16 protein-coding genes and 1 pseudogene are annotated in these 19,066 nt (G+C 63.7%); 6 read left to right on the top strand and 11 right to left on the bottom strand.

Annotation, left to right across the window (positions count from 1 at the left end; translation table 11 throughout):
* The 6 genes from VE25_RS08150 to VE25_RS08125 form a co-directional block, all read right to left on the bottom strand.
* Positions 1-2,112, bottom strand: a complete 2,112-nt coding sequence (locus tag VE25_RS08150; RefSeq protein ID WP_046108115.1) for an ADP-ribosylglycohydrolase family protein — start codon at positions 2,110-2,112, stop codon at positions 1-3.
* A gap of 28 nt (positions 2,113-2,140) precedes the next feature.
* On the bottom strand, positions 2,141-2,974 hold the full coding sequence (locus VE25_RS08145) for a carbohydrate ABC transporter permease (protein WP_046108114.1): 834 nt from the start codon (positions 2,972-2,974) through the stop codon (positions 2,141-2,143).
* Positions 2,971-3,816 (bottom strand): carbohydrate ABC transporter permease, encoded by an 846-nt coding sequence (locus VE25_RS08140; RefSeq protein ID WP_083988799.1) that lies wholly within the window; start codon positions 3,814-3,816, stop codon positions 2,971-2,973. Before VE25_RS08140 ends, VE25_RS08145 begins: the two co-directional genes overlap by 4 nt.
* 57 nt (positions 3,817-3,873) lie before the next feature.
* Complete coding sequence (locus VE25_RS08135; RefSeq protein WP_046108112.1) at positions 3,874-5,190, bottom strand: ABC transporter substrate-binding protein; 1,317 nt, start codon at positions 5,188-5,190, stop codon at positions 3,874-3,876.
* Between the two features lie 24 nt (positions 5,191-5,214).
* Positions 5,215-6,219: a LacI family DNA-binding transcriptional regulator gene (locus tag VE25_RS08130; protein ID WP_046108111.1), complete on the bottom strand. Its 1,005-nt coding sequence runs from the start codon at positions 6,217-6,219 to the stop codon at positions 5,215-5,217.
* A 286-nt stretch (positions 6,220-6,505) separates the two neighbouring features.
* Entirely contained in the window at positions 6,506-7,477 is a 972-nt protein-coding gene (locus tag VE25_RS08125) for a GlxA family transcriptional regulator (protein ID WP_046108110.1), read from the bottom strand.
* Between the two features lie 105 nt (positions 7,478-7,582).
* Between VE25_RS08125 and VE25_RS08120 the strand changes: the two genes are divergently transcribed.
* From VE25_RS08120 to VE25_RS08110, 3 genes are all read left to right on the top strand, one after another.
* Complete coding sequence (locus VE25_RS08120) at positions 7,583-8,185, top strand: hypothetical protein (protein ID WP_046108109.1); 603 nt, start codon at positions 7,583-7,585, stop codon at positions 8,183-8,185.
* Between the two features lie 323 nt (positions 8,186-8,508).
* Positions 8,509-9,726: an MFS transporter gene (locus VE25_RS08115; RefSeq protein ID WP_046108108.1), complete on the top strand. Its 1,218-nt coding sequence runs from the start codon at positions 8,509-8,511 to the stop codon at positions 9,724-9,726.
* A 62-nt stretch (positions 9,727-9,788) separates the two neighbouring features.
* On the top strand, positions 9,789-10,433 hold the full coding sequence (locus VE25_RS08110; RefSeq protein ID WP_083988797.1) for a DUF899 family protein: 645 nt from the start codon (positions 9,789-9,791) through the stop codon (positions 10,431-10,433).
* A 154-nt stretch (positions 10,434-10,587) separates the two neighbouring features.
* Here the strand turns inward: VE25_RS08110 and VE25_RS08105 are convergent.
* Together VE25_RS08105 and guaA are read right to left on the bottom strand one after the other, a co-directional pair.
* A pseudogene (locus VE25_RS08105) lies at positions 10,588-11,048 on the bottom strand (Arm DNA-binding domain-containing protein); the annotation flags it as partial.
* A complete protein-coding gene (gene guaA / locus VE25_RS08100) occupies positions 11,045-12,601 on the bottom strand; it encodes a glutamine-hydrolyzing GMP synthase (protein ID WP_046108107.1) in 1,557 nt (518 codons plus the stop codon). The pseudogene VE25_RS08105 and the gene guaA, both read right to left, overlap by 4 nt.
* A 109-nt stretch (positions 12,602-12,710) precedes the next feature.
* Here guaA and VE25_RS08095 point away from each other — a divergent pair, with 109 nt between their 5' ends.
* Together VE25_RS08095 and VE25_RS08090 are read left to right on the top strand one after the other, a co-directional pair.
* Positions 12,711-13,007 (top strand): DUF1349 domain-containing protein, encoded by a 297-nt coding sequence (locus VE25_RS08095; RefSeq protein ID WP_046108106.1) that lies wholly within the window; start codon positions 12,711-12,713, stop codon positions 13,005-13,007.
* An 84-nt stretch (positions 13,008-13,091) separates the two neighbouring features.
* Positions 13,092-14,312: an acyltransferase family protein gene (locus VE25_RS08090; protein WP_046108105.1), complete on the top strand. Its 1,221-nt coding sequence runs from the start codon at positions 13,092-13,094 to the stop codon at positions 14,310-14,312.
* Positions 14,313-14,671: 359 nt separating this feature from the next.
* Here VE25_RS08090 and VE25_RS08085 read toward each other — a convergent pair whose 3' ends face one another.
* The 3 genes from VE25_RS08085 to VE25_RS23300 all read right to left on the bottom strand — a co-directional run bounded on the left by VE25_RS08085 (position 14,672) and on the right by VE25_RS23300 (position 18,468).
* A complete protein-coding gene (locus VE25_RS08085; RefSeq protein ID WP_046108104.1) occupies positions 14,672-15,967 on the bottom strand; it encodes an RsmB/NOP family class I SAM-dependent RNA methyltransferase in 1,296 nt (431 codons plus the stop codon).
* A gap of 290 nt (positions 15,968-16,257) precedes the next feature.
* Positions 16,258-17,760, bottom strand: a complete 1,503-nt coding sequence (gene guaB, locus VE25_RS08080; protein WP_046108103.1) for an IMP dehydrogenase — start codon at positions 17,758-17,760, stop codon at positions 16,258-16,260.
* Between the two features lie 120 nt (positions 17,761-17,880).
* Positions 17,881-18,468 (bottom strand): CGNR zinc finger domain-containing protein, encoded by a 588-nt coding sequence (locus VE25_RS23300; protein ID WP_052731812.1) that lies wholly within the window; start codon positions 18,466-18,468, stop codon positions 17,881-17,883.
* Positions 18,469-18,599: 131 nt separating this feature from the next.
* Here VE25_RS23300 and VE25_RS08070 point away from each other — a divergent pair, with 131 nt between their 5' ends.
* The gene (locus VE25_RS08070) at positions 18,600-18,833 is read left to right on the top strand and encodes a hypothetical protein (protein ID WP_046108101.1); all 234 of its coding nucleotides are present in this window, start codon (positions 18,600-18,602) and stop codon (positions 18,831-18,833) included.
* The last annotated feature ends 233 nt before the right edge of the window (positions 18,834-19,066 follow it).

Raw genomic sequence — 19,066 nt, 5'->3', positions numbered from 1 at the left:
TCAGGCAGCAGCCGCGATGCTGATCGCATCCGTGGACAGCGCACCTTCATGGACCACCAGGCCAATGCCGCCATTGGCAAAGCCATCGGCGCTCAGATCGGTGGCGGAGATCGGCGTGCCGTTGACGGTGGCGGAGATGGTGTTGCCGACCACCTTGGCGTCGAAGGTGAGCTTGGTTTCGAACTCGAACGCGAAGTCGGTCGACGCGAGCACCGTCATCTCGTCGTCGCGTACGCGCACGATTTCGAGCGTGTTGTTGCGCGTGACGCGCACCCCGTAATAGCGGCGTAGACCCTGCACGCGCAGCGCCACGCCGCCGTAATTGCCCAGATGCACCATGATGTCGGACTTGAGCGCATAGTCAGTCCACTGGCGCGTGCCATGTGAGACCATGCCCTCTTCGCGTGACTGGGAAATGCGGAAGCTGGGCGGGAAACGCTTGGAGAAGAAGTCCACGCCGTTAACCCACGCCATGCGCCAGAAATCGCTGTCGCCCTGCGGACGGCGGAGGGTGAGCTCGGCTGCTCCGTCCCAGCGCATGTAGTCAAGCAGAACCGCCCCGTCAGCGCGGCGGCCGTGGCCGGTGATGGCAAGACCGATTTCGGCGATCGGCTGGCCGTCGAACTCCGGCAGGCGCCACTCGATAACGGTTTCTGATCCGGGCGCGAGGCGGTGGGCCTCGCCGTCTACGTCGCGTAGTTGGTCTGCCGCGTCGTAGACCCGCAGGCGCAGCCGGACTTTCACATCGCCCTTGTTGCTCTTAGGCGCCACGACCCTGGCCTTGAGCGTCTGACCGGGATAGACGAGCGGTGTCGCCATCAGGTCATAGGTGCGCATGTTGAGCATTTCGAGCGGCGAGAATGTCGGCGTCGTTGCGACAGCGGCCTGACCGGGACCAAGCGCTTCATACTGGATGGAAAGCGCGCGGCCGCCTTCGAATGCGACATTGCGCAGTACGGGATTGCTGCTGCCGCCGGCGCTGCCACCCGGGCGGAAGCCTTGCTGACTGCCGGGCAGCGAGAAGTGCATTTGCGCCCCGACCTTGGGGCTGTCCAACTCGCCGACGCCAGCCAGCTTGCGGCCGATATTGGCCAGATAATAGGCCGTACGGACGGCGTCGTTGATCGAATTGCCCCCGTCGGCCGAGGAGATCAGCAGGCGGTCGGCAATCGGGCCACGCCAGTCCGGACCGTTCTCGATGCCGTCCAGACCGAGCATGATGCCCATGAGGCATCCGACATTTCCGGCATTGCAGTCGGTATCCCAGCCTGACGTGTTGACGATCATCTGCGCCTTTTGGAAATCGTCCGGCGCGTAGAGCACCGACATGATCATCAGGGCGTGGTTGGGCACGACGTGGCAATTGCCGGGATATTTGTCATAACCGTAATTGTCTTCGATGAGCTGGCGACAGTCGCGCCAGTCGGCATGTTGCTTGTGCCAGGCCCGAATGTCGGCAATAAGCTTGGCGATGAGGCTGTCGGCGGGAATGACCGACAGGCCGACATCGATCAGCGTATTGATGTCCTTGGTACGGAAGGCTTCGGCTTCCATGGCCGCCCAGAGCATAGCCGCGTAGACGGATTCCCCGTCATGGCTGACCTTGCCGGCTTGCTCGGCCAGTTTTGCGGCGAGCTGCGGCTGATTTGGGGCGACCATTGCCCAGCCATCGATGAAGATCTGCGCGCCGATCTGTTCAGCCACAGCCTTGCCATTGGTGGCGACTGAGCCGGAGGCAGGGGCCTTGATCCCCTTTTTGAGGTTCAGCCAGGCCGTGTGTTCGGTGGAATTGCCATTGCCACCCCACCACAGGATCGAGCGTTCCTCGCACATGTAATTGAGCCAGGCCTTGCCGATATCCTCGGCGCTGAGATCGGGCGAAATCCCGTAGTCCTCAAGCGCTCGGATGAAGGTGAAGGTGCCGGCCACATCGTCGTCGGTTACCACGAGCGGCTGATTAAGCCGGTCGTGCACATAATATTCGATTGGGCCCAGCTCCTCCATGATGCGCTGATAGGTCCAGCCTTCGAAGGGTCGGCCCAGATAGACGCCGATCAGCTTGCCCAGAACCCCGGCATAGACGCGCTCGAGGTAATCGTTGGGAACGGACATTTTTCTTCTCCTCAGAATTCAGATTTGGTCAGCCCTTCACCGAGCCGCCAGCCATGCCTTCGATGAAGCGGCGCTGCAGCAGGACAAAAAGGATGATGACGGGCAGGACGATGATCAGCGCTGCAGCCATGATCTCACCCCAGTCGCTGCTGTACTGACCAGACAGCAGGAAGAAGGAAACGATGGCGGTGGAGGTATCTGCGCGCTGCAGGAAGGTCGTGGCGATCAGGAATTCATTCCAAGAATAAAGCCCGATGATCAGTGCAACAGTCAGGATGCCGGGCGACACGATAGGCAGCATGACCTTGGTGAAAACCTGCCAATGCGTGGCGCCATCAATCAGCGCAGCCTCTTCGAGTTCCTTGGGCACGGCCAGGAAATAGGTCCGCAGCAGCATGACCGCGAAAGGCGACCAGATGGCGGTGTAGACCACCGAGACCGCGACGGCATTGTTGATGAGCCCCAGCCGGGCAAAGCCGAAATAGAGCGGAAAAAGGAAGAGTTGGATCGGTGCGGTGGTGGTAGCCAGAAGATAGAAGGTCACGATCTTCCAGGACTTGATCTTGCGCCTTGCCAACACATAGGCGGTGAGCGATCCGGTCGTGCAAACGAGAACGATGGTGAGGCCCGAAAGGATCGCCGAATTTAGCATCGTCGTGCCGAAGCGGGCGTCGTTCCAAGCGCGCGTAAAGTTGTCCCAGCGGAAGGTTTCCGGCAAGGCCAGCGGGTTCTGGATGATCTGCGCGGCGGGCTTGACAGAGTTCAGCACCAACAGAGCGATGGGAAAGAGCGTGATCACCAGCAGGATCGTCAGGATCGCATAGGTGAGCAAAAGCGTGGCGCGGCTTTCGATCAGTCTCATTGGTCGAACTCCCGGGCTTGTTCGCGAATGTAGAAAGCGGTGGCAATCAGACCAAAGATCGAGATGATGACGGCCACGGCCGCGGCCTTTCCGACGGCCAGGTCATAGAAGGCGCTGCGATATGCCAGCGTGGAGAGAACTTCGCTCGAGAAGGCGGGACCGCCCTGGGTGAGGATGTAGACAAAGTCAAAGACGAGGAAGGACCAGATCACCGTCATGATCATCATCAGCGTTATCGTGGGCCGGATGCCGGGCAGGAGCACATAGCGCATCATCTGCCAGAAGGAGGCGCCTTCGATGCGCGCGGCTTCTACCTGCTCCTGGGGCACTTGCCGCAGGGCGGCGAAGAAGATGACGCAGAGAAATCCCCACCAGTGCCAGAGATCAACCGTGGCGATGCCGATCAGCGCGGTGGAAGGCTGGGTCAGAGGATCGAGTGTGGGAAAGCCCATGCGTTGCAGCATGCCGTTCACCCCTGAAACCGGGCTATAGATCATGCCCTGCCAGACGCGCGCCAGGATGGCCGTCGCGATGATCATGGGCAGGAAATAGATGACCTGGAAAAACATGCTGCCGCGGCGGGCCACCAGCAGAAGAGTGGCGGCGAGCAGCCCGATGCCGATGGGCACGGTCAGGAACAGCAGCGTCCAGATAATATTGTTGGTCAGTGCCGTCCAGAAGACGCGGTCGGCCCACAGGGCGTGAAAATTGCCGAGGCCAATGAAGACAGGCATCGAGATGCCATCCCAGCGAAAGAAGGCCAGGGCGATGGTCAGCATGGCCGGCACCAGGATGATGACGACGTTAATGAGCAGCGTCGGAAGGAGGTAAAGTCGATGCATGTGAAGCTCCGCCATAAAGGGCGGCGACGTACCGCCGCCCCAGACTCGTGGGAGGTCTTAACGAGCGGGAATGGCGGGAACCTTGCCCTCGGCCAATTCCTGCTGGAAGGTGGCGTCCAGCTGTTCGAGGAATTGCACGGTATCGGTGCGGTCGAGCCAGACTTCTTCGATACCGCTGACGAGGAACGATACGGTCGCGGGCGGCAGGAAGGTCCAGGTCGTATAGCCGTATTCGCCCTCGGACACCGACTGCGCTAGGGTTTGCATGGCTTCAGCATAGAGCGGCAGAACGCCTTCACCCAAGGTGATGCCGGAAAGATCCTTTAGTGGGGTGTTCCATTCACCCTGCCATTCGGTGTTCATGCTGGCATAGGTTTCATCAGAGAAGATGAAGTCGATAGCGGCGGCGGCCCCGTCCGGATTCTGTGAGGTCGCGGCAATAGAGAAGGTGGAGCCGACGCCCAGCGCGAAGACCGGCTCGCCCACATCATCGGCGCTCGGGAAGCCGACGAAACCCGCTTCCGCATTGGCCGGCGGGAAATAGGTGTTGATGTGCTGGAACTGCCAGGTGCCCGAAGGCATCATCCCGGCCTGGCCATTGGCGAGCTGGGCCACCTGCTGCTCGCCATTGAGCGAGAAGTAGTTGGGGCCGAAATAACCCTTGCCCCACCATTCATCGAGCTTGTCGATGGCCTTGACGAAAGGCTCGGAGGTCCATGGGATTTCGCCCTTCAGCGCCTGGTAGACAGCCTCGGGGCCGGCGATGGAGTTGAAGACGATGGTGACATAGTGCTCATTGGTCGGGCGCCAAAGCGCGTTGCCGGCCGAAAACGGCACGATGTTTTCCGCCAGCATGGCGTCGGCGACGGTTTCCAGTTCCGCGATGGTGGTCGGCACCGACCAGCCATGCTCTTCGAACAGCGTGGCGTTGTAGAACAGGCCCAGCGTTTCATAGGTCTTGGGCAGGGCATAGAGCTGATCGTTATATTTGCCCATTTCGAGAAAGACCGGCAGGATACGGTCGTTCCAGCCGAACTGTTCGGCATATTGATCGAGCGCCAGCAACTGCCCGGCCTGCGCCATGGGCGCGACATAGCTCGGGCCTGCCGTGTAGACGATATCCGGGCCGCTGCCGGACAGGAGCGCCACTCGCATCTGGTTGTCAAGCTGGGCGCCGCGATAGTCGATGCTCAGTGTGTCGCCGGGATGGGACGCATTGAACGGTTCGATGATATTGCGGGTGATGACGCCCTGCTGTTCCGGCGTGGCGGTTTCATACCACCAACTGATCGGCCCTTCGGCCTGGGCCGCGAGGGTGAAGGCGGTGCTAGCCATCAGGGCGATGGCTGCTCTGGAAACGATAGACGCGGTCATGTTCTCCTCCAAGAAGCTATGTGACTAAACCGATCCGCGCTCGATGAGCTCGAAGGGCATTTCGTGAACCGTGCCGGGGCCGGAAATCGCCCCGCTCAGGCGTTGCAACAGGATCTCGGCGGCGCGTTCGCCCATGCGATCTTGAAACTGGGTCACCGTAGTGAGGGCTGGCGTGACCAGAGGCGCGGCGGCGATATTGTCGAAGCCGACGACGGCAATCTGGTCGGGCACGGCGATCTTGCGATTGCGCAGCGCCTGCATGGCGCCGATGGCCATCAGGTCGTTGGCCGCAAAGATCGCTGTAGGCGCAAAGCCGCTGTCGAGGATGGCATTGGCTGCGTCGTGACCAGCGGTCTCGGTGAAGCTGTGTTCAATGACGACGAGCGGCTCGAGATGGTGCGCAGCCAGCGCTTCGCGATAACCCTCAACGCGGACGCCCTGGGGCCCGCCGATGCCCGCCACCATTGCGATGCGCTGATGTCCGAGCGCGATCAGGCGCTGCACCACTTCCGTCGCTGCCGAGCGGCTATCGACGAAAATATCGTCTATGGGCAGGGCGCCCCCCATCTTGCGCGAGGATTCAATGCGCACCACGGCGATCGAATGGTCGAGCAGGACCTTGAGGTCGGTCGCGCGAAGGGTGAAGAACACCCCAACCACGCCATCGACCCGGCCTTCGAGCGCCCATTCGATGAAATGGCGCTCGCTACCGGCATCGCCGTCGCTGTTGAGCGTGATCACATCATAGCCGTGGGTCTGGGCGATCTTCTGTACGCCCCGGATCAGGGCTGGATAGAAGGGGTTGGTGATGTCCGGAACGACGCAGGCGATCGTCATCGTACGACGCGTTTTGAGTGCCCGGGCCAGGCGATTGGGCACGTAGCCGAGCTCCTTGGCCGCAGACTTTATGCGCTCGACGGTTTCACTTGGAAGCGACGATTCAACGCCACCACCGAGCACCATCGATACCGCCGCCTGGGAAACCCCGGCGCGTAGCGCGACGTCCTTTTGCGTAGCTCGACGGGCCAAAAGAGGTTCCTTATACGTATCACTAATACGAATAAGCGTAAAACTAGTGCCATGTCAACGGCTCTCCGCCTTTATTTTCCTTGGATGTTGGCGGAGCTTAGAACGTCAGCTTTGGGAGGAGAGGCTGAGGCGTCGAAAGTCGGGAATAAGGCGCATCGCGGACCGTGAGTTCCAGAGCATTGGTGAACCAGCCCGGTAGTGCCGGAAGCGAGCCGACTGCTCCGGTACTCTTAGGACCATTGACGGACATTTGTTATAGTGAGCTGGGCGTTGCCCCCAACGTGGTTCACCTGCTCCCATGGGTCTCACGAAAAAGTCGCGGCGTCACGCCGAAGCGTCTTTGGAAGACCTGGGTGAAGCGCGCGGTCGGCGCAAGTCCCACCCGCCTTGCGATTTCCTTCAATGGAAGGTCTTGTGAGAGCAGGATACGTGCCGCATCCAGCCGCACGGTCTCGATATATCGTGCCGGCGTCTCGCCCATCGCGGCGACAAACCGCCTGTGAAACGTCCGCTCCGAGAGGCTGACCCTAGCCGCAAGGCTCGGCACATCCAGCGCGGTATCGAGATTGGCCTGCGCCCACACCAGGAGATCGGCGAAAGGACCATCGGCTTTCGCCTGGGCACGTAGTAGCGGGCTGAACTGAGACTGATAGCCGGGACGACGTGCGTAGAGGACCAAGCGCTCCGCCACCCGGCTTGCAATCATGCCGCCGAGATCCTCGTTGACCATGGCGAGCGCCATGTCGATACCGGTGGTCACCCCGGCCGATGTCCAGACGTTGCCTTCGACGACATAGAGAGCATCGGCGTCGACCGTAAGCGAGGGATAGAGCCGCGCCAGCGGTTCGCAGGCGCTCCAGTGCGTGGCAACGCGCTTGCCATCCACCAGTCCCGCCGCTGCAAGCACGAAGGTGCCGGCGCAAACCGACCCGAGCCGTCTGACGGACGACGCACTCCGCGACAACCACCGCCCCAGCTCCGGCGTCCGGGCCGCTGCGGTGATCGCCCCGGCCTCTGCCCCGGCCACCAGGATTGTGTCAAGCTGTCGTGGCACCTGCCCAAGTGCCTTGGTTTCGACGACGACGCCGCTGCTGCTCGGCACCGCACCACCGGTCGGCGAGACCAAATGCACGGCGTAGCGATGAGGCTCTCCATCCTCTGCGAGTGCGTGATTGGCGGATGCGAAAACGGAGGCCGGGCCGGCCGCATCCAGCAGTTCGAAATCCGGGTAGACGGCAATGACGACATGCTGCAGCATTGGCAGGAATTATCATTCTTTTGTCATTCCTGACAACACGGCGCGCCTGCTAGTGTCCACGTTGGCGGTCGCCAGGGACTACTCCGGCCGCGAGCGGGAGGAACCATGGCTGAATCATCGCAAGCATCAAGGTCGGCGCCCCGACCCCCTGTGTCCGGCTGGCGGTCGATACAATGGTGGCCTGGCGCAATCGGCCTGGCGTTCGCCGCTTTCCTTTCGATCGAACTTCTCAACGGTACGGAGCACGGCACGGATTTTGCCGCGATCGTCGCCGCTTCGGGTCTTGTGTATCTGGCAGCGGCTGCCCTGGAGATCCCATGGATTGCCTGGCCGGTATTCCTATTGTCGGTGGTGGTGATCACCCTCGCAAGGCTCGGCTTCATACCGCTCGATGCGACGTGGGCGATGCTTGTCCTCGCTGGCCTCTTCGCCGCGTATGGCGTGATCCGTGCCCTGAGGCGCCCCAATCAGAACCTGCCGCTGCAAGCCATTGCGATGATCGTTTTCGGCGGTTTGGCCATCGCGGCCTTGTTCATCAGTCCCTTTGTGGGAGCGCTGCTGGTCGCGGCCGGACTGGCCGCACATGCCGGCTGGGACGTCTATCACCATGTGAAGAACAAGGTGGTCGTGCGATCGATGGCCGAGTTCTGTTTCATGCTGGATATCGCTCTCGCGATCGTCATCGTCCTGGCAACGCTGAGAGGCTGAGACGAGCATCCGGCCGTACGTTGCGGCGTTGAAGATCGATCTCGATGCGCTCGCGCTGCGACGCCCTTCGGACAAACCCGCGCGGTCCCTGTAACGCTGCTATCTCTGCTTCTGGAGGACGGGAAGAACTGCGGAATGACCGTGATGGCGCGCACGACCACCCGGGCAAACTCTGCCTGAACTGGGTGAAGCGCGATCCGGGAGGACCGATCCTCCCATGGGCCGGTTCAATCCCGACACATTTGTCACTCCCGCTCGATGTCGCGCCGGCGTTAGCCTCGTGCAACTGCCGCGAACGGCGACAATCGAACTGGGAGGACAAGATGTCTGAACCGATCCTCAAGAGCAACGCATGGCCTCTTTCGACCTGGCTGTCGGTCGTTTCGCTCACCTTCGCAAGCTTTGCCCTGATCAGCAGTGAATTGCTGCCGATGGCGGTACTCACGCCCATGGCTGCCGATCTGGGCGTCACGGAAGGAGCCGCCGGTCAGGCGGTGACCCTTACGGCGATCTTTGCCGGCATCGCAGCGCCGACGGTGGCGCTCATCATCGGCCGTGTGGACCGCAAGCTGATCAACCTCGGGCTCTGCGCCCTTGTGGTTGCCTCCAACATCGCAGTCGCGCTCACGGCAGATTATCTCGTGCTGCTTGCCGCCCGTACGCTGCTCGGCATCGCCATCGGCGGTTTCTTTGCCCTGGCTGGTGCGACCGTCGTCCGGCTTGTCTCCATCCAAGACATGGGCAAGGGCATGTCGATCGTATTCATGGGCCTTTCCGCAGGCCTGGTCGTCGCCCCGGCGACGAGTACCCTCATCGGGGAAGCATTCGGCTGGCGAGCGGCGTTCATGGCCGCAGCCGGGGCCGGTTTGCTCGCGTTGCTCTTGCAGGCCATCTGCCTGCCGAGCGTGCCCGCGGCGGGTGCAACCAGCCTTTCGAGCCTCGTCGGCTTGCTCAAGCGCCGGCACGTGCGGGTGGGGTTGATCGTCGGACTTCTGTTCTTTGGCGGAGAAGTGTGCGGCTTCACCTTCATGCGGCCCTATCTCGAAACCGAAGGCGGGCTCGATGCGACTTCAATCGCTCCCGTTCTATTGGTCCTCGGTCTCGCCAGTCTGCTCGGGAGCGCGATTGCTGGCGTGTTCGCCGATCGCATGCTTCGCAACGGCTTCGCCACGACGTTCCTGGTGCTTGGCATCGCCACCATAGGCCTGTTGAGCCTCAGCGCCAGCTACCTCGCGGTGCTTGCCTTCGCTGCTGCCTGGGGCATCGCCATAGGCGCGGGACCGGTGATGACCCAGACGTGGATGGGTCGCGCCGCGCCCGATCAGCTCGAAGGCGTGGGTGGGCTCTTTCTGGCTGTCATTCAGTTCGGCATCACGCTGGGCGCCATGGCCGGCGGTATCGCTGTCGACAGCCTTGGAACAACGGCACCGCTCTTTGTGACCGCCACTTGTGCTTTCCTTGCAGCCATCCTGATTGTCACGCAACGAGCCCCCGATATGGTTTCGCAGACGCCTGCGTCGGCGCTGGCCCCTGCCGAGTGAGCGCAGGGCCAACGCCCGACACACCAAGCCGAGCGCCATCCATCAAACGACAGGAGACGATCATGTCTGACGACAACGTAAACTCTGCGGCACCTGAGGTCGTCGATCGAGAGACGTTTCAGGCCCAGCTGGATGCCTTGCGCATTCGGGAAAAGGCGCACACCAGAGAGGGTGACGCAATCGCGGCGGCCCGCCGGCGACTTCCGATGGTAAAGGTCGATGGTGCCACGTCCCTTATCGGCGAGAATGGGCCGGCAACGCTGCTGGACGCGTTCGAGGGGCGCCAGATGCTCATCGCCTATTATTACATGTGGTTCGAAGGCCAGCCGGCACCCGAGCAATGCGAGGGTTGCACCTTCTTCACCACGCAGGTGCACGAACTCTCCCACATACACTCCCGGGACGTCACTTACGCCACCTTCAGCCAGGGGTCTTATGAGGAGAGCGCCCGGTACCGCGATTTCATGGGTTGGAAGATGCCTTGGTACTCGGCCAAGGATTCACTCGATACGTTGCTCGTCGGCCGCCGCATCGGAATGATGCACCTCGTTTGCTATTTGAGGCGCGGGTCCGAAGTGTTTGAGACCTACTGGACCACCCGTCGCGGCGTCGAGACGATGGACAACAGCTACCGTCTGCTCGACCTGACTGTCTATGGGCGGCTGGCGGCGGGACATTCCGACGATTTGCGGGCAGCTGGGCATTGAACGGCGCCAGCTTGACTTGCGAGGGGCGTCTCGCCGTAGACGGGGCCGGCGAATGGCTCTCACTGTTCCGCTGCCTTCTTCCCCGTAGAAGAAGCGATCGCTGACGTCCGATTCCAGTTCCGAAACGCCGGATGCGGGCGGCCCCCCACCAATTCTTAGCGCAGTGCGCCCGCAGGTCGTCAGGCGTGATTTCCGTGAGCAGGCGATTGCGCCAGACCGGGAGCAGCTCACGTTCAAAGATGGCGCGACGCATCGCCCGTGTGCTGTCCGCCATCGGGGCATTGACCGGCCACCTTCTCACCGAACTGGCCGAAGCTCTTGGCCTCCTTCAGTCGGCGCTTTTCACGCTGCTTTTCAGTTGCCGGTGAACGTCCCTCTCTGATCGCTCGCCTCGCATCCCGGCACAGCTCCCGCGCCCGCGAGCGAAATGCCATCACGCCCATACTTGCCGAGATAGACCGTTTCGCGTCGCCCATTCAGCCGATAATCCAGCCGGAAGGATATGTGACCTGATGGCATGACGCAGACATACACGCCGTCGCGATCCGCGACCTTGTACATTTTGTCTTTTGGCCTCAAGGCCTTAATTGCGGCGTCCAGATGGGCCTGAATCATTCCCACTCGATCGTGCCCGGCGGCTTGCTGGTCACGTCGTAGACCACGCGGTTGATGCCGCGCACCTCGTTGATGATCCGCGTCGCGGTCTTGCCGAGGAAGGCCATGTCGTAGGGGTAGAAGTCGGCGGTCATGCCGTCGACGGAGGTGACGGCGCGCAGCGCGCAGACGAATTCGTAGGTGCGCCCGTCGCCCATGACGCCGACCGTCTGCACCGGCAGGAGCACCGCGAAGGCCTGCCAGATGGTGTCGTAGAGGCCGGCCTTCCTGATCTCGTCGAGATAAATGGCGTCGGCCTTGCGCAGGATGTCGAGCTTCTCGCGCGTGACGCCCCCGGGGCAGCGGATGGCAAGGCCCGGGCCCGGGAAAGGGTGGCGGCCGACGAATTTTTCGGGCAGCCCGAGTTCGCGGCCGAGAGCGCGCACCTCATCCTTGAAGAGCTCGCGCAAGGGCTCGACGAGCTTCATGTTCATGCGCTCGGGCAGGCCCCCGACATTGTGGTGACTCTTGATGGTCACCGACGGGCCGCCGGTGAAGGAGACGCTCTCGATGACGTCCGGGTAAAGCGTGCCCTGCGCCAGGAACTGCGCGCCGCCGAGCTTTTCGGCCTCTTCCTCGAAGGTCTCGATGAAGAGCCGCCCGATGGTCTTGCGCTTGACCTCCGGGTCGCTCTCGCCCTCGAGCGCGCCGATGAAGCGGTCAGCCGCATCCACGTGCACGAGCGGAATGTTGTACTGCTCGCGGAACATCGAGACCACTTCGTCGGCCTCGTTGAGGCGCATCAGGCCGTGATCGACGAAGATGCAGGTCAGCTGCTCGCCGATCGCCTCGTGGATCAGCACCGCCGCGACCGAGGAATCGACGCCGCCCGAAAGCGCGCAGATCACCCGGCCGGAGCCCACCTGCTCGCGGATCTTCTCGACCATCTTCTCGCGGTACGCGGCCATGGTCCAGGTGGCCGCGATGCCGCAGATATTGTAGACGAAGTTGGCGTAGAGCCTCGCCCCATCGGGCGTGTGCACCACCTCCGGGTGAAATTGCACGCCGTAGATGCGTCGCTCTTCATTGGCGATCATCGCAAACGGCGCGCCCGGCGAGGTACCGATCACCTCGAAGCCCTCGGGGATCGCGACCACCCGGTCGCCATGGCTCATCCATACCTGGTGCTCGGTGCCGAGGTCCCAGATCCCTTCATAGAGCGCCGAAAGTTTCTGCACCTTGACTTCGGCGCGCCCGAACTCGCGGTGGTGCCCGCCTTCCACCTTGCCGCCGAGCGCGACGCAGAGCGCCTGCTGGCCGTAGCAGATGCCGAGGATCGGCACATTGGCCGCGAGGATTTCGGGAGCGACGGTCGGCGCGTTCTCGTCGAGCGTCGAAGCGGGGCTGCCCGAAAGGACGATGCCTTTCGGCTGCATCGCCGCGACGGCGGCGGCCGCGTTCTGGAATGGATGGATTTCGCAGTAGACACCGGTCTCGCGGATGCGGCGCGCAATGAGCTGCGTCACCTGCGAGCCGAAGTCGACGATCAGGATGGATTGGACATGTTCCGTCATGGCGAGGCTTTATCGATCCGGCCACGATTCCGCAAGCGGCGCGCGGGTGCGACTTTGCAGAAAATGGCTGCCATGCAAGAACTGACGGGATCGACGCGGAGGAGACGCGATGCCAATCCCCCTGCCCTGGCTCAATCCGCCGCCCGAGTGGCGCGCCGAGGGCGACACGCTGACGGTCAGGACCGGCCGCGAGACCGACTTCTGGAACGCGACCTTCTACGGGTTCGCGCGCGTCGAGTTCCGCCTGCCTGAGGGCGACTGGCGCCTTGCCCGGCTCTGTCACCTCGACATGGACGATGTTGTCATGGTCGGTCCGATGGCGTGCTCGCCGCAGGGTGAGGGGCTCGAGGTGCGCTTCTCGGGCTTCGAGGTTGCGCCGCCCATTCCGCGCGAGCTCCATGGCTGAGGCCGATATGCGAACCCGCGGCGGCACGGCTGCGTTCCCCGCTCCATGGGCGGTGCACGCGAGCGTACGAGAGGTCTCACGGCCATGACGCAGAACCGGCTCTACGGCGCCGATTTCGTGCGCGCCTCAGCCTGCCTCATCGTCCTCGTCCATCACCTGGCGCAGCGGGTGAACTGGCGGGGCGACATGGGACCGTTCGAGCCCGTCCGGTTCTTCGTCGGCACCGGCGGATTCGGCGTCGCGGTCTTCTTCGTCCTGTCCGGTTTCCTGCTGTCGCGCCCGTTCTGGCGTGCGCTCGACAACCGGGAGCCGATGCCGAATCTCTTGGTCTATGCGCTGCGCCGCGCGGCGCGCATCCTGCCGGGCTTCTGGCTGGCGCTCACCGTCACGTTCGTCCTCTCGATTCTCGTCTTCGGCTTCCGGCCGGATGGCTGGCTTGTGGCGCGCTACCTCTCGGGGCTTTTCCTCATATCCGACTGGCACTGGACGACGCTCTTTCCCGTCGAGATCAACGGGCCGCTCTGGTCCATCGGCTTCGAGATCAGCTCCTACGCCATGTTGCCATTGGGATTTCTGGCGCTCTTCGCCCTCCCCCGCGCCCTTCCATCGTGGACGACACGGCTCGTCTGGCTCGCCGTCATCGGCCTTGCCGTCGTTCTCCACGTCACGTTCACCGCCTATGTGCCGGTCGATCCGATCGGGCGCGGCTGGGAATACGGATTGCAGGGCGGCGCCAAGATCTGGATGCCGCGCTTCAACCCGTTCGCGTTCTTTGCGATGTTCGCCGTCGGCGCTCTGGCAGGAGGCATGCAGGTGCTTTTCGACCGGCGTCGCTCCTGGCTCTTCGATGCGGTGGCGCTCGCCGCGCTCATTGCCGCCGGGTGGCTCCTGTGGATGCAGGCGACGAGCGTCGACACGGAGGCCTGGGGCTGGTTCGGGGTCCCCTACGATTATCCCGTCTTCCACCTCGCGATCGGAGCGGTGCTCGCTACCGCTCCTTCGTCCGTTCTCCTCAGGCGCGTGCTGGACAATCCGCCGGTGCGATACGTCGCGCAGGTCTCCTTCGGCGTCTATGTCTGGCACATGCTGGTGCTGGAGCTGGTGCGCGAACTATGGCTGCCCGCCCTCGACTACGGCGCCCTCAACGACGCTGCAACCTTCGCCATGGCCAGCGCAATCGTCATCGCCATCACCTTCGCGGTCGCAACGCTCTCCTTCCGGTTTGTCGAGGCTCCCGTCATCGCCTGGGCGCGCCGGCTCGAGGCGCGACCGTCGACGCCGACGCTCTCGCCGGCGGCGGGGTAGGTCCGCGAAACGGCGACCGGCGCTCCCCTCCCCTTTGAGGGGAGGGGTCGGGGTGAGGGGAACAATCGGTGGCCTGTGGCATCATCGTGCCCCACCCACCGGCTGTCATCCCGGCGAAAGCCGGGACCCAGTAAACGGCGCGGGTACGGCTCGTGCCGTAGAGCCCCAAGGCGATCCCGCTTACGCGGGGATAACCAGGCGAGTGGTGGCGCCGGTGCAAGGGCCGACTGGCCAGTGGGTACTGGGTCCCGGCTTTCGCCGGGATGACATCGGCGGATGGGGGCTATCGGTGCCTATTCCCCTCATCCCTCCCCCAGCGGGAGCAATGGAGCCGATGCCGCCGCAAAAACCAGCGCTTCCTAGGCGTTACGTCGCAAAGCGCAGAAATAGAATCCGTCCGTGCCAGTGCTCAGCGGCGTCAGCAGCAGTCCACCCTGCGCATCGCTCAGCGCCGCGACCGGCCCTTCGAGCTGCGTCGCCCAAAGCCCAGCCGCGTCGATAACCGAAAACTCCGGATGCCGTGGCCGGAAGGCGGCGATCTGGTCGACGTTCTCCTCCGGCAGGATCGAGCAGGTAACGTAGACCAGCGTGCCGCCGAGCTTGACGAACCGCACCGCCTCATCGAGCAGCGCCGCCTGTTCACCGGTACGCTGCGCCAGCAGGTCCGGCGTCAGCTTCCATTTCGTGTCCGGCCGGCGCCGCCAGGTTCCGGTGCCCGTGCACGGCGCGTCGATCAGCACCCGGTCCATGCGGCCGGCGAGGTCGTCGAGCGCGCCCTCCTCCGGCGCCCGCACCTGCGCGTTGCGCACGCCGTTGCGCTTCAAACGCTCATAGATCGGGGCCAGCCGCGCCCGGTCGCTGTCATAGGCGAAGATCTGCCCGGTATTGCCCATGGCCGCAGCCGTGGCGAGCGTCTTGCCGCCGGCCCCGGCGCAGAGGTCCAGCACCTGCTCGCCCGGCGCGGCACCCGCCAGTGCCGAGACGATCTGGCTGCCCTCGTCCTGCACCTCGAACCAGCCCTTGAGATAGGCTTCGTCCGTCGTGACGTTGGGCGTACGCGCATCGCGTCCGCCCGCCGGCATGCGCAGCCCGTTGGGTGCGATCGCCGTTTCCAAGGGCTCGAAGCGCTTCAGAGATTTTGCCACACGCTCACGCCCGGATTTCAGCAGATTGACCCGCAGGTCCAGCGGCGGACGGCCGGTCATCGCACGCAATTGCGTAACCCAGTCGCTACCGATGCCGCGTTCGAGCGAGGCTTCCAGCCATTCCGGCACATCCGCTCGCGTTGCATTACCGGTTGCGGCCAGCGTGTCATCACCGCGTCCGAACCGCGCGATCTCCTCGTCCGTCAGCGGCGCCGGCGCGTGCGTATCGCCCTCGAAGCCGGCGTTCAGCGCCTGCGGGTCCTCGCCCCAGTCGCGCACTGCCACAGCCAGCACCAGCGCGCGCGGATCGTCGCTGCCCATGACATGGGCATGCGAAGCGCGTTTACGCAGCGCATCGTAGACGAGGTTGCCGATCGCCGCCCGATCACCCGCTCCCGCGAAGCGGTTGTTGATCCCCCAGCCTTTAAGCGCTTCGGAAACCGGGCGCCTGCGCGCTTCGATATCGGCGAGAACCTCGATGGCGGCGGAAAGGCGGCCGGGAAGGCGCATGGAATACCCTTTGAGCGAGTAGCGAGTAGCGAGTAGCGAGTAGCGAGTAGCGAGTAGCCCAGGATGAGGTTTCGGGCTTGGCAGTCAAGCCGCCCCACACGCGATGTCATCCCGGCGAAGCCCGGGATCCATCCTGTGATATCTTGACAGCCGCGAGGTCTACGAATGACGCAACAAATATCGCCCGACGAGCCCGCAGGGCATGCTGAAGCGTTCAGGGCTGGGTCCCGCCTTCGCCGGGATGACATCGGGGTTGGAGTAACCTCGGCGCCAAACCTGAATCTTCCTTCCTAGCGCCCGCCGCGATAGTTCGGCGCTTCGCGGGTGATCGACACGTCGTGCACGTGGCTTTCGCTGAGTGCCGCGCCCGAGATTTTGACGAACGTCGCGTTCTCGCGGAAGTCCTTGAGGTTATGGGCGCCGGTGTAACCCATGGAGGCGCGCAGGCCCCCGGCGAGCTGGTGCAGCACGGCGCTGACCGGCCCTTTGTACGGCACCTGCCCCTCGATGCCCTCGGGCACGAGCTTCATCGTGTCGCGCACGTCCTGCTGGAAGTAGCGGTCGGCCGAGCCCGCGCCCATGGCGCCGACCGATCCCATGCCGCGATAGGATTTGTAGCTGCGGCCCTGGTAGAGGTAGACCTCGCCCGGCGCCTCGTCGGTGCCGGCGAGCAGCGAGCCGACCATCACGCAGGAAGCGCCGCCCGCCAAGGCCTTGGCCATATCTCCTGAGAATTTGATTCCGCCGTCGGCGATGACCGGAACGCCGTGCCTGGCGCCTTCCTCGGCGCAGGCCATGACCGCCGCGAGCTGCGGCACGCCGACGCCGGCGACGACGCGCGTGGTGCAGATCGAGCCCGGCCCGATGCCGATCTTGACCGAGTCCGCGCCCGCCTCGATCAGCGCCCGCGTCGCCTCGGCCGTCGCGACGTTACCGGCGACGATCCGGGTGGAATTGCTTTCGCGCTTGACCCGCTCGACCGCCTGCAGCACGCCCATCGAGTGCCCGTGCGCCGTGTCGATCACCAGCAGGTCGACCCCCGCGTCGATGAGCTGCAGCGAGCGCTCGAAGCCGGCATCGCCCACGGTCGAGGCCGCCGCTACGCGCAGCCGTCCCTGCGCGTCCTTGACGGCGTTGGGATTGAGCTGGGCCTTCTCGATGTCCTTGACGGTGATGAGCCCGACGCAGTTGCCGTCATTGTCGACGACCAGGAGCTTCTCGATGCGGTTGGCGTGGAGCAGCCGCTTGGCGTCGTCCTTGGAGACGCCGTCCCGCACGGTGATGAGGTTCTCGTAGGTCATCAGCTCGCGCACGGGCTGGCGCGGGTTGTCGGCGAAGCGCACGTCGCGGTTGGTGAGGATGCCGACGAGCCGGCCCGTCGTGCGCCCGCCCTTGCCGCCGTTCTCGACCACCGGAATGCCCGAGATGCGGTTCGCCTGCATCAGCGCCAGCGCATCGGCCAGCGTTGCGTCCGGCCCGATGGTGATGGGATTGACCACCATCCCGCTCTCGAAGTGCTTGACCTGACGCACCTGCTCGGCCTGCTGCTCGGCGGTGAGGTTCTTGTGGATCACCCCCATGCCGCCGGCCTGCGCCATGGCGATCGCCATGGCCGACTCCGTCACCGTGTCCATGGCGGACGAGAGGATCGGCAGGTTGAGCGCGATATCGCGCGTCACATATGTCGAGATGTCGGTCTGCGTCGGCAGGATATCCGAGCGCGCCGGCTGCAGCAGCACGTCGTCGAAGGTCAACGCCGCATCGCCGGTGATGGTGGTAATGATTTTCGCCAAGGCCAGACCCTTCCTGCCTTCTGATCAGTTCAGAAATGTTGGAATCGAAGCGGCGGGTGAGACTCACCCGCGTTCAGGTTGGCGAGGGTCAATAGCACCGCGATGACGGTTTGCATAGCGTCAGTGACGTGCGCGGAACCGCCGGCCCTTGTTCTGGTTGCCGCAGGTCCTCATGTCGCACCAGAGGCGCGAGTTGTTTTTGCTGCGGTCAATGAAGAGCCAGCCGCAATTCGGACACTGCTTGAGGCGCTCGAAGCCGCCGGCGGAGAGAACCTCGAGCGCCGACCAGGCGATCGGTCCCAGCACCGCCGCTTCCGGCAGGCCCGCGGCAAAGTCGAAGCGGTATTCCTTGCCGTTCCAGGCGAGCGGAGCGGAGGCCATCGCCTCGCGGGCGCTGTCGCGGATCGTTTCGAGGTCGGCCTCGTCCGCCGCTTTTCCGTGGGCGAGTTGCGCGCCGACGCGGTAGATCGCCTCGCGCAGTTCCAGGGCCTGCTGCAGCAGCCCGCCCTCGCCTCGACTCCCGAGCTTCCCGCGCAGGTCGCCGGCCGCTTCGACCTCGAGCACACCTGCGTGCCCCAGCCAGTCGGCAAGGTCGTCGCCGGCCTTCAGGTGGTCGAAGAAACCGGGCGTGCCGCGCCCGGCGGCCGTATTGACGAAATCGAGGGCCAGAGCCCCTCCTACGAGATCGATGTCCTTTGCCGCGACCACGTAACCTCCAAAGTGCATTTTGATGGTTTACAAAACCAGCTAAACGCATTATAGTGGTTTTCGTCATACGGGCAAGACGGTGAGAAGTGCCGCCGCGTCGCAGAGGTCGCTCGTGCTCATAGGAGGATGAAATGGACTACACCCTGTTTCTGGCCAGCTATGTCGCAACGCTTGCCGATCGCCCTCGCCGCGACCGCATCCGTGACGAGGAGCAGTATTTCCTCGACAATGCTGATACCCAAGCCCGCTACCCGTTGCGGCGCGCCGTCATAGCCGTCGCGCTCATTTCGCTGTCGTACCTGGGACTTGCAGTGGTTGCAGGTGCCGATATGGGCCTTCGCGAAGCAACGACCCTGGTGTCGTAGAACCCTTTCGGCGGCAACTCTCCACCACTCTTCCGGCCATCACCACAGGCCTGCCACTCCCTCCCGGTCGTCATCGCCCGCTTTATGCGGGCGACTGGCGTCCGCCGGACAAGACTCTTCTCGCGCCGACCTGGCGCGGCTGGATTGCCCGGACACGCCGGGCAATGATGACCGGCAAGATGCTGCCCCAGGCACAATGCGTCCCCCTCCCCCTTGAGGGGAGGGGATAGGGG

It is taken from the genome of Devosia geojensis (assembly GCF_000969415.1).
GTDB lineage: Bacteria > Pseudomonadota > Alphaproteobacteria > Rhizobiales > Devosiaceae > Devosia > Devosia geojensis.
This window is presented reverse-complemented; position numbering and strand designations above follow the sequence as displayed.

Coding starts and splice junctions, on each gene's coding strand:
- VE25_RS08150 (WP_046108115.1), bottom strand. CDS start 2,112: ATGTCCGTTCCCAACGATTACCTCGAGCGCGTCTATGCCGGGGTTCTG.
- VE25_RS08145 (WP_046108114.1), bottom strand. CDS start 2,974: ATGAGACTGATCGAAAGCCGCGCCACGCTTTTGCTCACCTATGCGATC.
- VE25_RS08140 (WP_083988799.1), bottom strand. CDS start 3,816: ATGCATCGACTTTACCTCCTTCCGACGCTGCTCATTAACGTCGTCATC.
- VE25_RS08135 (WP_046108112.1), bottom strand. CDS start 5,190: ATGACCGCGTCTATCGTTTCCAGAGCAGCCATCGCCCTGATGGCTAGC.
- VE25_RS08125 (WP_046108110.1), bottom strand. CDS start 7,477: ATGCTGCAGCATGTCGTCATTGCCGTCTACCCGGATTTCGAACTGCTG.
- VE25_RS08120 (WP_046108109.1), top strand. CDS start 7,583: ATGGCTGAATCATCGCAAGCATCAAGGTCGGCGCCCCGACCCCCTGTG.
- VE25_RS08115 (WP_046108108.1), top strand. CDS start 8,509: ATGTCTGAACCGATCCTCAAGAGCAACGCATGGCCTCTTTCGACCTGG.
- VE25_RS08110 (WP_083988797.1), top strand. CDS start 9,789: ATGTCTGACGACAACGTAAACTCTGCGGCACCTGAGGTCGTCGATCGA.
- guaA (WP_046108107.1), bottom strand. CDS start 12,601: ATGACGGAACATGTCCAATCCATCCTGATCGTCGACTTCGGCTCGCAG.
- VE25_RS08095 (WP_046108106.1), top strand. CDS start 12,711: ATGCCAATCCCCCTGCCCTGGCTCAATCCGCCGCCCGAGTGGCGCGCC.
- VE25_RS08090 (WP_046108105.1), top strand. CDS start 13,092: ATGACGCAGAACCGGCTCTACGGCGCCGATTTCGTGCGCGCCTCAGCC.
- VE25_RS08085 (WP_046108104.1), bottom strand. CDS start 15,967: ATGCGCCTTCCCGGCCGCCTTTCCGCCGCCATCGAGGTTCTCGCCGAT.
- VE25_RS08070 (WP_046108101.1), top strand. CDS start 18,600: ATGGACTACACCCTGTTTCTGGCCAGCTATGTCGCAACGCTTGCCGAT.